The 15,009-nt window shown below is 41.9% G+C and carries 20 protein-coding genes; all 20 read right to left on the bottom strand.

Annotated elements, in window-relative coordinates; all coding sequences use genetic code 11:
• Positions 1-288: 288 nt before the first annotated feature.
• Complete coding sequence (locus M9H69_RS10115) at positions 289-1,911, bottom strand: relaxase/mobilization nuclease domain-containing protein (RefSeq protein ID WP_002602093.1); 1,623 nt, start codon at positions 1,909-1,911, stop codon at positions 289-291.
• Positions 1,883-2,281 carry a plasmid mobilization protein gene (locus M9H69_RS10120; protein WP_002602094.1) on the bottom strand — a complete coding sequence of 133 codons (399 nt, stop codon included), beginning with the start codon at positions 2,279-2,281 and terminating at the stop codon, positions 1,883-1,885. Before M9H69_RS10120 ends, M9H69_RS10115 begins: the two co-directional genes overlap by 29 nt.
• A gap of 533 nt (positions 2,282-2,814) precedes the next feature.
• Positions 2,815-3,018: a helix-turn-helix domain-containing protein gene (locus M9H69_RS10125; protein WP_002602095.1), complete on the bottom strand. Its 204-nt coding sequence runs from the start codon at positions 3,016-3,018 to the stop codon at positions 2,815-2,817.
• The gene (locus M9H69_RS10130; protein ID WP_002602096.1) at positions 3,008-3,454 is read right to left on the bottom strand and encodes an RNA polymerase sigma factor; all 447 of its coding nucleotides are present in this window, start codon (positions 3,452-3,454) and stop codon (positions 3,008-3,010) included. The genes M9H69_RS10125 and M9H69_RS10130 overlap by 11 nt, the downstream gene beginning before the upstream one ends.
• A 204-nt stretch (positions 3,455-3,658) precedes the next feature.
• Complete coding sequence (locus M9H69_RS10135) at positions 3,659-4,426, bottom strand: class I SAM-dependent methyltransferase (protein WP_002602097.1); 768 nt, start codon at positions 4,424-4,426, stop codon at positions 3,659-3,661.
• A 323-nt stretch (positions 4,427-4,749) separates the two neighbouring features.
• Positions 4,750-5,094: a helix-turn-helix domain-containing protein gene (locus tag M9H69_RS10140; protein WP_002602098.1), complete on the bottom strand. Its 345-nt coding sequence runs from the start codon at positions 5,092-5,094 to the stop codon at positions 4,750-4,752.
• 81 nt (positions 5,095-5,175) lie between these two features.
• Positions 5,176-7,095 carry a tetracycline resistance ribosomal protection protein Tet(32) gene (gene tet(32) / locus M9H69_RS10145; protein ID WP_002602099.1) on the bottom strand — a complete coding sequence of 640 codons (1,920 nt, stop codon included), beginning with the start codon at positions 7,093-7,095 and terminating at the stop codon, positions 5,176-5,178.
• Positions 7,096-7,946: 851 nt separating this feature from the next.
• The gene (locus M9H69_RS10150; RefSeq protein ID WP_250315554.1) at positions 7,947-8,168 is read right to left on the bottom strand and encodes a multidrug transporter MATE; all 222 of its coding nucleotides are present in this window, start codon (positions 8,166-8,168) and stop codon (positions 7,947-7,949) included.
• Between the two features lie 67 nt (positions 8,169-8,235).
• The gene (locus M9H69_RS10155; RefSeq protein ID WP_250315555.1) at positions 8,236-8,682 is read right to left on the bottom strand and encodes a thioredoxin domain-containing protein; all 447 of its coding nucleotides are present in this window, start codon (positions 8,680-8,682) and stop codon (positions 8,236-8,238) included.
• Positions 8,679-9,101 carry a hypothetical protein gene (locus M9H69_RS10160; protein ID WP_250315556.1) on the bottom strand — a complete coding sequence of 141 codons (423 nt, stop codon included), beginning with the start codon at positions 9,099-9,101 and terminating at the stop codon, positions 8,679-8,681. Before M9H69_RS10160 ends, M9H69_RS10155 begins: the two co-directional genes overlap by 4 nt.
• A 15-nt stretch (positions 9,102-9,116) precedes the next feature.
• Entirely contained in the window at positions 9,117-9,320 is a 204-nt protein-coding gene (locus M9H69_RS10165; protein ID WP_000878299.1) for a hypothetical protein, read from the bottom strand.
• 8 nt (positions 9,321-9,328) lie between these two features.
• The gene (locus tag M9H69_RS10170; protein WP_250315557.1) at positions 9,329-9,490 is read right to left on the bottom strand and encodes a hypothetical protein; all 162 of its coding nucleotides are present in this window, start codon (positions 9,488-9,490) and stop codon (positions 9,329-9,331) included.
• An 88-nt stretch (positions 9,491-9,578) separates the two neighbouring features.
• The gene (locus M9H69_RS10175; RefSeq protein ID WP_250315558.1) at positions 9,579-11,081 is read right to left on the bottom strand and encodes a primase C-terminal domain-containing protein; all 1,503 of its coding nucleotides are present in this window, start codon (positions 11,079-11,081) and stop codon (positions 9,579-9,581) included.
• A gap of 31 nt (positions 11,082-11,112) precedes the next feature.
• Positions 11,113-11,358, bottom strand: coding sequence for a synthase (locus M9H69_RS10180; RefSeq protein ID WP_250315559.1), 246 nt, complete (start codon positions 11,356-11,358; stop codon positions 11,113-11,115).
• A gap of 43 nt (positions 11,359-11,401) precedes the next feature.
• Positions 11,402-11,713 carry a hypothetical protein gene (locus M9H69_RS10185; protein WP_250315560.1) on the bottom strand — a complete coding sequence of 104 codons (312 nt, stop codon included), beginning with the start codon at positions 11,711-11,713 and terminating at the stop codon, positions 11,402-11,404.
• Positions 11,714-11,737: 24 nt separating this feature from the next.
• The gene (locus M9H69_RS10190; protein WP_009730758.1) at positions 11,738-12,409 is read right to left on the bottom strand and encodes a DUF2786 domain-containing protein; all 672 of its coding nucleotides are present in this window, start codon (positions 12,407-12,409) and stop codon (positions 11,738-11,740) included.
• 1 nt (position 12,410) lies between these two features.
• A complete protein-coding gene (locus M9H69_RS10195; protein WP_250315561.1) occupies positions 12,411-12,872 on the bottom strand; it encodes a hypothetical protein in 462 nt (153 codons plus the stop codon).
• 3 nt (positions 12,873-12,875) lie between these two features.
• A complete protein-coding gene (locus tag M9H69_RS10200) occupies positions 12,876-13,376 on the bottom strand; it encodes a modification methylase Sau96I (protein WP_250315562.1) in 501 nt (166 codons plus the stop codon).
• A 19-nt stretch (positions 13,377-13,395) separates the two neighbouring features.
• Positions 13,396-13,533, bottom strand: coding sequence for a hypothetical protein (locus M9H69_RS10205; RefSeq protein ID WP_000232911.1), 138 nt, complete (start codon positions 13,531-13,533; stop codon positions 13,396-13,398).
• A gap of 182 nt (positions 13,534-13,715) precedes the next feature.
• Positions 13,716-14,945, bottom strand: coding sequence for a peptidoglycan hydrolase PcsB (gene pcsB, locus M9H69_RS10210; RefSeq protein WP_250315563.1), 1,230 nt, complete (start codon positions 14,943-14,945; stop codon positions 13,716-13,718).
• Positions 14,946-15,009: the final 64 nt, after the last annotated feature.

The following is a 15,009-nucleotide window of genomic DNA, read 5'->3' on the forward strand; positions in this document are numbered from 1 at the left end:
GTCACGGGTGCAGCCCCGGCATAGGTCGTTGTAAGTGATACGGTTGCGGTGGTTGAGGAAGAAAGACCATTCCAGCCGCCGCTTCTTGCTCATTCTCGGCAATGGTAAGCTCCTTTCTGCCGTTCCTATCGGTGTAGCGGGATAGGGGGCATTTTCTGTATGTTCTCGGTATCATTTTCGGGCTTTTTCTGCCCTGTAAGCCCCGTTTGGAAGTCGGGGAGTATTGCGGTAAGGGTTCATATCATACCTGTATTTTTGTAGGGTTTCGGTATCATTTCGGGGCGGTCTTTAACGCTCCTGTTCACGCTTTTTCTGCTGGCTCGGTGCGCCCCTTAAAATCTGGTCGATATTGCGTCTGACTGTCTGAAGCTCCTGCGCCCGCTGGCGTTTCTCCCGGTAGTCGTTATATCCGGCGTTCTTCTGGACGGTAAGCTGCTCAATCTCCCTTTGCAGGGCTTTGCTGGCTGGCAGCTTGGTTATTCCATGCTCCCGGAAATAACGGGCGGCTGTGTCCGCTATGATAAAATCGCTTTCGTGCTGTTCCCGGTAGGCTCTCCGGGCTTTCTCCGATTTCTGCGCTTTCAGACCGTCACGGGCGGGCTTCGTGCCGATATAGCCCAAAAGGTTGCGCTGCAATTCCTTTTTCTCCCGGATAGCGGCTTCCAGCCCTTTCAGTCCGGCAAGGCTCTCCTGCGTGGCGGTGTTGGCTGCGGAAATGGCAGCGTCCAGCTCGTCCGGGGAAGAAAAGCCATACTGCTGGTAGAGCATGAGGGTAGCCGACATCTGTTTGAGGTTGTGCATGGTCGCCCACTTCTCATAGCCCCGTCCTTTCCCCTCGGCTCGCTTGGCGGCTATGTCTACCATGCGCTGTACAGCGTCATTGTTCGGGGCGTTTTTCGCTTCTTTTTTCGTCCGTAAGCGGTCTTTGATACTGCCGGGGTATTCCGCTATGGCTGCGGGTTTTTCGGCGGCTCTGGCGGCGTTCTGCTCCAAAACGGAGAGGACAGCAGCCCGGTCAAAATCGTCCCCCAGCTTCCGGGCGGTAATTGGCTTCGTCCTGTCCGGCGTGAGGTAACTTAGCCGCCCCCGGCTCTCCTTGACGGTCACACCATGCCGGAGAAGCAGGGCGGCAAACTCATCAAAGCCGGAAGCAGCGGCAAGGGCTTCCCGGATAGTCCGGCGCAGCTTCGCCTTATCCGTTTCAAACTTGGTCTGCCGGGGCGCGATACCGTCCGCAGCAATAGGGGCGTTGGCTCTGTCAAGGGCAGCCTGTCCTTTCTTCTGCGCCCAATACTCACGCTCGGTAATGCGTTCTTTGCTGCCGTTCAAAAGGTCTATCTGGTAAAGCCCCTCGCTGTGGCACATCTCCATGACTTCGGCTTTCAGATAGTTCATAGCTGCGTCCGTACAGCGGTGCTTGCAGCCTGCTTTCCTGTCCGCTGGCCTGTCCATGTGGGGCAGCATGGGAACCTCCGCAATCCGCAGACTGTTAATGACGATATGCACATGGATATTTTCGGTGTGGCTGTGTCCGTCCGGGTGGGTGCAGACAAGGGCCTGGTGTCCGGGGAAATGCTCGGCGCAGAACTTCTCGCCCAGCTCCTGCGCCCGATCAACGGTCAAGCCGTTGTCCGGGCCGTCCCGTGGGTCAAAGCTGATGATGTAGTGGTGGCTCTTTACGTCCTCCCGTTTCTGGTTCTTGCCGTAGCGGAGATTGGAGCGCATACAGGCAACGGCAAAATCCTCCCCGCCACAATTCAGAGAGGATATGCGGTAGTCTACCCTCGGTATGAGCCGCCCGTCTGCGTCAAGGGTGGGCTTCATGGTAAACTCGTCATGCTCGAATGTGAGGTATTTTTCAGCGTCCCCGTAGTTGGCATTTTTAGAGCTGATATGTTTGAGTATCGCCAACGGCTTCACCTACTTTCTGCAAGACTTCAAACTTCAAGGCGGCAAGGTCGGCGGCGGCTCCCCGCACTTCCTTTTCCAGCCCCCGGTAGGGGCTTCCGTATTCGTTCAGGCTCCGGGCAATCTGGTTTAAGTTGCCGCCGATTTTCCCGTACTCTGCCGTGAGCTTGGAGAGGGCGGCAAGCAGCCCGTCATTGACCGGGGAAACGGTGACAATGGGGCGTATGGTCGCTTTCCGTATGGCTTGCCGGATAAACTCGGACTGGCTGATTTCATAAGCCGCCAGCCGCCCGGTGAAGTCGGCGTATTCTTCATCGGTCATGCGGGTCTTTACCACATGACGGCGGTGGGGCGTATTGTATTTCTTTCGCATGGTCTGTGACCTCCTTTCTCGCCCGACAGGGCGCATAGCAGGGTTTGGGGAAGGCACTCCCCAACAAGATTCCCGCAGGGGCAAAAATAAGCGGAGAGCGAATTTTGGCACCTCGGTAGAATCTTGCTCTGAAAAACTCCGGCGTTCCCCGGCTCCCGTCCTTTCCGCTAACAAAACGTTTCAAAAGGGCTTTGCTACCCGCTATTCCGGCTTATCTTGAAAATTTTCCTTTCACTACCTACAACACCACGCAAAGCAAAATGGACGGAGATTTTTAGAATTTCCCCTCTATTCCCTACAACACCACGCAAGCCGGAATAGGCGGACAATGGCAGTATTTTTTTCTTTGATACCCTCTACGGATAAGTAAGGGATTTTGCCAACTGCGGCGGCTATTTTCCCTTTTGTTTTTTCATACTGGGGATTTTCAAAAATGCCAAACAGGAACGAAAAAAAGCAGCAAATCTGTTGAATAGATTTACTGCTTTCTGGTTGCCGGCGAAGCGGCGGTTATTCAGTTGTAGGCGGTAGGGCTATCTCCCAAAGCGGAACTTGAAAATAGCTGTGAGAAGCGTCTGGGTGATGTAGTCCTCTGTATCTTGGTCTACCCGTCCATTCACACGGGCGGCACATTGTATGCGGCGGCGGTAATACTGCAATACAGTTCCCACCGCTTCCGGCTCCCCGCTGGCGGCTTGGACGATTGTTTCATAGGGGAGAAGCCTATTATTTCTCATATGCCATTCCCTCCATTTCCGCTTGGAGCTGCCGTAGGGCTTTTCGGATATGGTAGCCCGCTGTGCTGCGGCTGCGCCCGTACTGTCTGCCAATTTCGTGCTGTGGAATACGCTTGAAAAAGGACAGGTAAATCATTTCCCGCTCCCGTTCGTCCAGCCGTGACAGGGCTTCCGCAAGTAAACCGCTGCTGAAAATGACCGTATCGCCGCAAAGGGTAAGTATGTATTCCTCGTCCGGCTCCGGGGCTTGGAAATATTCATCTGTCGTGCCTAAAGGGTAGTGCTTTTCGTCTGTGAGGTATTCAAGGGATATTTCTCTTTTGTGCTTCCTGCTCCGTGTCCTCGCTGCGTTGATCGTTGCATTTCGGATAACGACTTTGCAAAAGGCATGGAAAGTGTACTCGATATGTTCCCGATATTCTTCTGTACAGGTCATGGAAAATCCCCCTTTCCTCCCAAAAGGGCTGTGGCTGGTTAGTAGTTGCTTTTTATGATAGTAAGGGGCGGCAGCACTTTAGGCTGTCGCTCCTTGACTGCCTAACTGCAAAACCGGGCGGGGCTGTCAACGGCGGGCGAAGCCCGTTCATCTTGACCGTTGACTGGCTCGGCCGGGTTTGCTATTTATCCGGCAAACTTGAATTTATTTTAAGCTATCACGTTTTACCTTTTTAAGCCTTACTATCATTACCATAGGAATTTCTTTATTGTTTTTGAAACATTCTTCATAAAATCCATCAATGACAAATCCAGCTCTGAAACAAAGGTTAAAAATATCTTGTATGGAACGATGATAATAAATCTGCTCCTCCGGCTGCCCTTCGATCGCTATATCATAGTAACTGTGCGGTGTCATATATTTTTCAGTCAATGTGATAAAACAAGGGTGCTGCGTTGCAAAGACAAAAATCCCGTTTTCCTCCAATAGTTCATAAACAGCCATAAAAAGCGGTTCAATATCCGTAATATCCATAATTGCCATATTAGAAACTGCTTTCGTAAAGGCTCGATTTCTTTTTAATCCTAATAAGCTTTCTCTATTGGTCGCATCCGCTACGCAAAACTCAATTTGTTTTGCATATTGTGATCGCCGTCTTTTAGCCAATTCTATCATTTTTTTGCTGTAATCAAAAGCGACGACCGAAGCGCCTCTCTGTGCAAGATACGAAGAATAATTTCCATTGCCGCACGCAATATCCAAAATGTAATCCGAAGGATCAGGAGAGAGAAGTTCCGTTACTTTGGGACGTACTACCTCTCTGTGAAATTCATTGGATTCGTCACCCATTGCATCATCCCAAAATTGTGCGTTTTTCTCCCAGATCTTTTTGCTTTCCTCTGTTCCCATGTTCTCTCCCACTCCCAAAATTTGCCTTTTTGCTTCCATTAAATCTTCCTTACTATATTCCATTGTTACCCTCCATAACTTCTGATTGTTGCCGTCTTGACTATTATGTATCTTTTCTTTCCAAAATGGTATAGGCTTTTATTTTTATAATGCTGCAAAACTTTTCTTCTGTAAGGTATTCAAAGGATATTTCCCTTTGCCGCCGCTATTGGAAAGCCAAAAGCAGCGGCTTTTTTACGCGATATGACCGAAAAGACTAGAAAGCAGGATATGTCATCATTTGTCATTTCTTCTCAATGTAATAACTGCATGGCATATCAAGCCAAATACAAGAGAAAAACAGCCACCGCCAAATAGTGATGCTCCCCACCCTGCACCCGACATTGTCATAAAACCGCCAACAAAGAAAATACCAATGCCAAGAAATATCCCGACACCATAAAAAAGTCCAATTGCCATATCATACTTATTAAATTGTCGTTTCTCTTTTTTTCACATGTTTCCATTTTTGTTATTACCTCCTTCGCAAAATCGTCCATGTGGACTCCAAAAAGAAAACAAATTTTTTTCAACGTATTTAAATCGGGTTCATTAACATCTCTCTCCCAATTCGATAGCGCCTGCCGGGTAACATTCAATTTCCCAGCCAGTTCTTCCTGTGTCATTCCCGATTGTGTTCGCAGATGACGTATTTGCTTTCCTGTTGTAATATCCGTCTGTTTCTGGTTCAAAATGGTTCCTCCTCTCTGATGCTGATTTTATCAATGATATTTCGCAATAGCCAGCAATGAACGTTTGCATTGCGCAAGATGTTACATTATCTTCTGAAACATATGCCGGATCTTGTCTAAACGGCTGTTCGGGCGGCGTGGCTGAAACACAGGCTCGCCGGAAGTTTCCTGATACCCTTTTAATTCTGTAATGCAGACACTTCTTCCATTTGTATAAAAATTCAAATCATTTCTATATTCACCAATACAACGGGCAGGGATTTCCCCCTTAAAAATAACTTCATCTTTTTCAAGTCTGGTTGATTCAATGATTGCGCAATACTTTGGTGCGTCATTATAAGCCCGTGAAAGATATTCCTGCGGTGCAAAAAGGGTAAAGGAAAGGTATGGTTCCAACAGTTGTGTTCCTGCTTTTTTCAATGCCTGCTCCAACACGACAGGCGCAAGAAAACGAAAATCAGCGGGGGTGCTGACCGGGCTGTAATAAACTCCATAATCAAAACAAATTTGGCAGTCTGTCACTCCCCAGCCATATAAGCCCTGCTCCATTCCATAACGCACACCCTCCATGACGGCATTTTGAAAACTTTGGTTTAAATAGCCGAGAGATACCTCGCTTTTATATTGTGTTCCGCTTCCAACAGGAAGCGGTGTTACAGTCAAACCAATAGATGCCCAAAACGGATTCGGCGGCACTTCAATATGAATCGTGTAGCTCGCTTTTTTTTGCGGTCTTTCCAGATAAATAACCGAAGGCTCTTTCATAGCCACGCCCACATGATATTTTTCTTCTAATAGCGAACAAATAACTTCTAACTGTACTTTTCCCAAAAAAGATAATATAATCTCATGTGTAACAGTATCAATGTCAAAATGCAAAAGAGGGTCTGTATCAGCAATCTCTGTGAGGGCATTTAACAGGGCTTCCCTTTGCTCCGGCTTTTGCGGCTCTACCGTTGTCCGAAGTAATGGCATGGGATTATCAATCCGTGTTTTGTGAGGCAGGAGTTTTTCATTTCCCAGAATGTCGTTCAGTTTCAAAGTATCATCAGCTAAAATAACAATTTCTCCCGGACAGGCATGGTCAACCGGGACGATTTCACCATTTGACGGAATACACATTTCTGTAATCTTTATTTTTTCCTTTTTTGACAGCAGCAGGGTATCCCGTAAATGGAGCGTCCCATGATACAGGCGTAAATAAGAAAGCCGTTTTTTCCGCTCTGTATACTCAACCTTAAAAACATATCCACATAATTCAGACTGAATATCGTCTGTTTCTGTAATGAAAGTTTCTGTAATCGCTTCAATCAGTTTTTCTGTTCCTAAATTGTCTTTTGCACTCCCATGATAAACAGGAAACAAAGAGCAGCATCTGGTTCTTTTGCACTTTTCATATTGTAATTCCTGTATATCCAAAGAATCCTCTGCAACATATCGTTCTAATAGTTCATCGCTTCCGGAAATAATCATATCCCATTTGTCCAAATCAGAAATATCGGTCATGGTTATCTTTGGCGACAGGGAAACCTCCTGCATGACAATCATATCACTGGTAAGTTTATCTTTAATGCTTTGGTAAACACGCCGCAGGTCGATCCCATTTTGGTCTATCTTATTTATAAAGATAATTGTCGGAATGTCCATTTTCTGAAGCGCATGGAATAATATACGGGTTTGTGCCTGTACGCCGTCTTTTGCCGAAATGACTAAAACAGCTCCGTCAAGGACAGATAAAGAGCGGTATGCTTCGGTTAAAAAATCCATATGACCGGGAGTGTCCACGATATTGATTTTATAATCATTCCAGCAAAAAGAAGTAACCGCTGTCTGAATGGTAATTCCGCGCTGCCGTTCCAAAATCATAGTGTCTGTTCTTGTAGTTCCTTTATCCACGTTTCCTTGTTCCGCAATCGCTCCACTGGTGTACAGCAGGCTTTCCGTCAATGTTGTTTTTCCTGCGTCTACATGGGCGAGAATTCCAATATTGATTATTTTCATGTGATTGTCCTCCTTTTACAGCCCCAAAAGGGCATAAAAATCCCCAGCAGTAAAATACTTTTACCACTGGGGATTATAATTTGCGGACATACACATATACAGCATACACCTGTTTGTGATTGCTGTTTTTCGGATATGTCAAAATTGATAAGGCAAAAGTATTCTTAAATTGGGTACAAAAAACCAAGCCCCCACAAAAGGGACTATCATAATCCTTTGTTCCCACTATTTGATTATAGTTTTATTTAAGAATACCTTGCCGCATATTTTTTACTCCTTTTTTGGAATGATGCTATTATATCACATTAGTTTTAGGAAAGAAAGTACCTAAAAGAAATTTTTCTTCCCCTTATATGTAACAATCATACCGACTTTCTGGCGTTCAGAATGGTTTCTGCTGTCTGCTGTGGTGTTTGGTTGGAATTGTCCAGCCAAAAGCCGATCCGTGGTGTTGTCTGCATAAATGTATCGTATAAGGTTTCAACCGTAAAGCCGGAATAGCCTGTTTTCTCCCTGTATCGTTCCCTTCCTTTTATTGTTTCCACATCTGGACAAAGAACGACAACCTCAACAGGGTATTTATGCGGCACAAAAAATATGTACATGTAACTAATTCAACACATTTATAATTTGAATAGGGACATTATAGCATTTACTAAATACAAATTCAATGTATACGGAAATAAAGATATAAGGAGTGGGAAGGATTCCGCCGTAGTCGGCATTGTAGGAAAATCCAAAAGTTTAGATTTTCCCACAATGCTTATCTTTTGGTCTTTGGTTCGGAATAGTGTAGTGCTGGCGGTCTATCTCTTGTTTTCGGTTGCTTGCTTCCTTACCGTACATGAGCATTAGTTCTTCTCATGTTTCTTATATCCTTTCCAAATAAATGAAACCTTACTTTTCGGCCAAACACTTTTTAGTAGCATTAAGAACGCTAATGGCAGCCTTTTCGTTTTGATTTCATTTCCAAAGTTATCACATATAGTTATCTTGAAGAGTGGCACAAACCAGATCGCAATCAGGACAGTTCCAACCACCCCATGCGCAATAGCATTTAAAAATTGATACATACTACCTCCTTAGACATACTTCAATCTGTGAAAAGCTGTCTCGGCCCATTTACTTAGCTTTACCCTTTTAGTCATTTATGGCCTCCTGAATACTTTTCTCATCTGCTACAATCTTTTCCTCCGAATCTCTTGAAGCATATAGATATTTCTTTATTTTTCCCTTACGAATCTTGATGATAGTTGCAGCTTTTTCAACCTGGTATTTTTCTACCAACTTTTGACCTTCTTCTGTCTGAGTGTCAATGTAAAATGTAGGATAGGAACCTTTATTGGCTGCATCTACAACTACGCTTTTCCCAGCCTGACAGTAAGGACAATTTTTTTTATAAAATACTAGGTTTACATTTTGATCAAGCACAGTATTCTGGTATTCCTTCTGAGTAAGGTGAGGATCATAATCTAAGATAAAATAATCTTTATACAGCCTATATCCTCCTAAAACTGCGAGACTCACAAGTAAAATGACAAGAAGAGCCCCTAGAGCTAACTTAACATGCGTAAAAAGCTCTTTCATCCTATCTCCTCCTCATCCACAAAATCAAATATGGAACCTTGAACATAATCAATCTTGGCCAATTCTTTTATTTCTAATTTCAAGTTAGTGAACGTTGTCATCACTTCTTGAAAGAGTAAAGGATCAAATTCCTCGGAATCCAATACACGGACAATTGGCAACATTGGATAATGATCTCTCAACTCCTCCTGCAGATAATCTGAAATCATTTTATCATTCGAGATAACACTATCTACTCTAATGATCGCTGGAATGCTAGAAATACTCTCCTCGTTTTGATAAAAAGTTAAAGCAACATCCCCTGCAGAAACAGACTCAAATTTTAAGTTATCCGATGAAAGTTTAAAATAATAAGCCAATGGTTCCTGACCAACCCCTGTTAGGTAGTATCCTCTAATAATTTTGAATAACTCTGACATCGACCTTTCTCCTTCCTAACAAACTTTTAAAAGTCTAAACGGAGCTTGATACACATCAGGATAGTGAATCAATCTCTTTTTTCTTTGTTCAGGAAGTGGTTTACGGTAATGCTTTTGAAGATACTGAAAAGCTAGTCCTAATGTATCAAAAACTAAAACTTTATTCTCCCCATTACAAATATAGTCACCTAATTCAAAACTGAAAATTACGTACTTCATTCTTCTTCTCACTTTCTATTTTCGCCAACCATTGCCAATAGATCTGTCTCTAATTCAATATCATATCCGTTTTCTAAACGAACTCGTTGACGAATCCCTATAAGTGAGAAAACTAATAAAGATCCTCCAACAAATATAAGACTAAATAGTCCAGCTAAAATCAAAATCATATCATTCCTCCATAGATTATTTTATATACATTTATATCTTGGTAATAATCGTAGATATAAATGTAAGGCAGTCTGCGGGTTTTTAAAATTATCCAATATCAAGCTCAAATAGAGATAGTTGTTGTGTTTGTTTAAAGCCATCTTTAACCCTTTCTATCACTCTCTGAGTGAACTCTATACTTTCTTCAAAGAAAGCAGCAATATTGGCCATATAAGCCTCCTGACGTTCTTTCTTCACCTGGATAAGGGAAAGCAAGATTGCTTTGATAGAGGCTAATCTGATGCCTCCTCCACGACCGTGTTTGACTGTGAAGAAGATCTTTTGTTCTGCTTTGAGAACTTTCAATACTTTGTCTAATGAGCGCTCAGGAATGTTCAACTTCTCTCGTATCTCTTTTTTCGTCGTCTGGATAAATGGATCCTCAGATTGATAGAAGCCTTCTAAATAGGCCATGACATCTGTTTTCCATTCATGAAGATGACTATTCTTTCTGTCTGCACGTTTCTTCTTAAACTTGTACCAACGTTGCTTCACAAAGAGATCTGAAGCCTTGAGTTCCTGATTGACCCATGCTTTACATAAAGTCATCACATAGTCACGACTAGCAGCTTCATATTTTCCTGAGTAGGCGCTTGTGATAATCTTATGATATTCAGCTGAAGAGAGTGGTTCGTCTAGATTCGCATTAAAACTAGAAAGAACCTCCTCACACTCTTCCTGATCGATTCCTGAAGAGAAGTTCGCTAAAGCTAGCGTGAAAAGAACGTTGTTTCTTCCCATCAAGGCTTTTCCACCTTTGATATTCCCCTCTCTCATCAGCAATTGATACCAGGGTTCATCAATCTGTTTTACCCCTTCAGAACCTGAAATAACCGTCAAATTTGGCTTTTTACTTGGGAAGGGAAGGTCTGATTGCTTCATTGACCAATCTAACCACTCCTGGAATGAATAGGTATAGTCAGGTTCAAAGAATTCGACATTATCAGTTCGAGGAATCCGAGCAATTCCAAAATGGTTACAGGTTATATCTACTGGTAAGGTTTGAGCAAAGTAATTTCTCAAATTTTGAGAGATTGCTTTGGCCACCTTCACCACTCGAAATTGGGAATGAGCTGTAACATAGGCTGATTCTGAGAGGACAAAATAGGCTTGAAATCCTTTATCAGATTTTAGAATCAACGTCGGCATAAAACCCAGCTCCAGAGAAGCGGTTAAAATATCTCCTGTCGTCATTTCTTCAGCTGCAGAGGTAATATCGAAGTCAATGTAGAATGTGTTAATCTGTCTAAGATTATCTTCAGAGTGTCCACGTGTAATCCGTCGACCAGCATCGCTATAGCTTCCGTAGCAATATACGTTAGGAGTCCAGTGTGTAAACTGATCCTGGTTCTCCAGCAATGATTCGACAGAGGTTAAAACAACACCACGTGCCTTCACCATATTCGCTTTTGAACGATAAGCAAATACAGACCCTCGTCTTCCTTCTTCAGATGAAGAGATGAGCTGTAGATGACTATTCTTAAATTTTTGTGTTCTTAATCCGTCTTTTGTGATGATGGATAAGCATTTTAATAAATCAATCTTTTTCATGATTTTTAGCTCTCTCATATCCCTTCACTAGTTATAGTTTGAAGTCCAATACACTTATAAAATATGGTGCCAACTCTTTATATGAGAAGTAAATCATTACCCCTCCTACAATAATTAAAAAGATACTCACCATCCATTCCCAAGTAGTTAGATTTGGAAAGAAATCTTTCTCACCACTCCAGCTAAGTCTGATGTCTGTATTTTTAGCTATGATAAATACTCCACTGAACGAAATGCACACTCCTACAACAAACAATACAATAAATCCAAAAATCATGTAATTTCCTCCTACCTTCTTCTGAGGTTTTTTATTTTAACACTTAAATTTTATTTAAGCTCTTAATGTGTGCATCATAAACACACTTTTTCAACTCGAAGAAAACGCTCATATTTTCTTCGATAAACAAGCTCTTTTTCACCTCCCCGTCTGCGTAAAACAGACCGTTTAAGAGAAAATTTATTTTCTCTTGAAAAATGTCATCTAACATCAGCTTACTTTTCTCCAAGCAAGCTACCAAATGCGATGAATTGTTTGCGTAACGCATCGGCATCCCAAAAGCGCTTTCCACGCTTTTAAAATCAAAGCTAGTAAGGGGGCTTTGTGTAATTTTTTTCCAATCTGTATTTTTCATAGTTCTTTCCTCCTATGTTCATTCTCATTTATTCAATAATTCTTCTGATAACAACCTGGTCTCTTTTGCATGTTCAAAACCAGCAATATAGGCCTCATAATCAACATTAACTTTAACATTAATGGTTCTATTATTTAAACTTCCCATGCGACGATGTTGTTCTTCCAAAACTTCTGCTGGGATTTTTACCATCAAACCAAATTCTTCTGATGATTGAACCTGTCCCTGAAAACGTTGATCTACTCCATTTAAGAAACCAAGTAAGTACGATTTCTTATAGTCTTTCCATCTTGCTCTTGATACTGTAGGAAAAAGTCGTTTCAGCCGATATTTAAGGTATAAAAGCGCACCTTCGTAAACCTTACTACAAAATTCAGCATCAGATTGATATCCAAAGAAAATTATCTGTGTGATGCCGTCTTCAGGAAGTCGTCTTCTTATCGTTTTACATCTAAAATTTTCACCTAAAATACCTGCCAACTTTTCTTGCCACCATGGAAGTCTGTATTCCCATGTTCCTATTGTTTCACCAATATCTTTTTGAGTTTTACTATTCGTTAAATCATTCATAGAAAGATTATGCTTCACCATAAGTCTTTGAGCCATCAGAAGGGCAGTCTGCCCCTCTTCATCGTTTGGTGCATCGTAAGCTAACTCTAAAAGATTTTGTATCTTCTCAATAATTTTATTATCCATATCAATCCACATGTTTATACTTTCTAGGCAAAGAACTAGCGTAATGTTTTGAATCATTGACCTTTGCATTATAAAAAATCATATTATTCCCAATAATTTCTTGCCATTTAGGAATCTCCTCACGATAAATGCGATTAAGTCCATAAAAGTTCCTTACAATAAATCTAACGGCTCCAATATGATCTCCTAAACCAACCACACACAACACATCATGTTCCATATCATATACCCAATGACTTTTTGAATTTGTCAGTATCTCCCAAGCAAATTCCCAATCTCTCTCAAGCCAATCATACCCTGGTCTGTAATAAACTTTTGTCTGACAAGATTCATCATTAAATCCATAAAAACAGTGGCTACACAGCGTTCTGTTTTTATCTACCCACCAACAAGGACCATACTTTTCATTAATGCAAGGTGTAACCCAGTCGCAAGAACATCGTCTACAAATACCCGTTTCCATTTTCTATCCCTCATTTATTCTCATACTTTTAGGTAGCTTTTTACTCGGTAAACAGTAACCTTCAGATAAGTCCCCTTTGCTATAAAATTCAGGACTATTTGTCATTATGTGATCACTTCTTCTCCATCCTCGACGAAGTTGCTTGTAAGATAAAGAAACACGCTTCTCAATCTCTTTAAAACTAAATCCCAGCTTCAAATAGGTTGTTACAATAGCATCAGCATGTTCTTTGGACTCTTCGCTTCTTGTTCTTCGCTGAAAGTTTATCTGCTTATCTTCTTCATTTAATGCTATCTGATAGGCAATAAACAACTTCCGCATTTCCATAATTTTATGTTGCCAGGTCAAGCTGTAAGGTTGTCCTGAATATCGATTCACTAAGTCCTTTACGGGTTGTTTAAATTTCAGCTGAAGAGGATCAAACTCTCCAAGATCTGAGAATGGATCAATGAAACCTAATGGTTCGCTTTGAATTAATTCATTGTATAGCGCTTCTCTGTCCATCCTAATATATCTCCTTCTGTCAAATGCACGTCATTGAGTCAAATAAACTTAATTGGATGGTTTTAGGCGCTTGTTCGCTATTCCCAGTCTTGTCATGATCGATAACGTCAAAGATTTCTAGTGTGTCTAAATTCATTACAATCTCTAATCCTACCATCGTTGAACTCCTTTCCAATAGATTTTTAAGCGAACAAAAAAGAGAACAGATTTCTCTGTTCTCCTAAAAATATTGAATTATTTGATTTTCTAAAAACTCTTACCACTTACTGATAGATTTCGGTCTTGCTTTCGATAAAAAATAATAAAAGAGACTCAAATCGAGCCTCTTTATTTCATTCATTAGTTTGGATAGATATAAGTAACATAACCTTCAGAAGTTGTAGTTGGATTGAACCATCCACGTTTGTTACCGATTGTACGATCTCCACCATAGTTTGATTCTGATACTTGAATGCTAGTTGATGATGAAACAGCTGTAACAACCGCTACGTGTCCATATCCACCGTCATTCCAACATGCAATCGCACCAACTTGTGGAGTTGATCCAGTACGGAATCCTGCAGCCGCTGCACTTGTAGCCCACTGCGCTCCGTTACCCCAGTAATCTCCAGCCCAAGGTGCTAATGTTTTAGCTCCCCAAGTACATTCACCAGTTGGATAACTTGAAGCATTTGTACTGTATGTTGGACGTTGTCTAGTAGGAGTCGGAGTAGGTGCTGGGGTGTAGCTTGAGTCCTCGTCGTCAGATGCTGATGCTGATGCTGACGCTGATGTAGATGTTGCTTGCACTTGAGCTGAGAAACTTGTGTTTCCAGAAGCAACAACTGATTGTTGTTGACTTGTTTGACGTGCTTTATAAGCTGCCTCTGCTTCAGCTGCTGCTTTCGCTTCTGCCTCTGCTGCTGCTTTTTGTTCCAACAAGGTAGCTTTCTCGCCTTCTGCAGTAGCTTTCTCTGCAGCAAGGTTCAACTCAGCAACTTTTAACTCCGCCTGTTTTGTTGTCAATGTTTGTGCATCGTCAGCAAGCGTTTGTTGGTTCGCAATTACAGTATTGATTGCTTCATTATTTGCAACTTGTTTTTCTGAGATTGATTTTTTATCAGCTTTTTGTTGTTCCAACATTTTATTGTTAGCTGATACAATCTCGCTCATAGCCGCAACACGGGAAATAGCTTCTGTAATTGATTTTGAATTTACAATTGTATTGATATAGCTAGTTGCAGCACCGTTTGTTTGTGCGCTACGTGCTTGTTTTTCCAAAGATTCATTACGAGCAACAATGTTCTTAGAGAGCTCTGTAATTTCTCCTTCAAGTTTTTTAGATTCCGCCTGTAGTGTTTCATTTTCAGCTTGCAAGTTTGTTTGCTGTGTTTGAATGGCTGTAACTTGCGTTTGGATTTCATCTACCTGTTTTTGAGCTTCTTTTTGTTGGGCTGTCAAGTCACTAATCTTACTATCTTGAGCAGCAATTTTTTCATCAGTTGTTTCAGCGTGAACAGTTGTTAACACCGACACTTGAGAGACTAATACTGTACTTAATAAAAGTGACGCTAAGATTTTTTTCTTCATATTGTGTAGATACTCCTTCTATTTAAGACATTACTAGTATACCAAAAAAAGACATAATAAATAT

The organism is Streptococcus oralis (genome assembly GCF_023611505.1).
Lineage (GTDB): Bacteria > Bacillota > Bacilli > Lactobacillales > Streptococcaceae > Streptococcus > Streptococcus oralis_CT.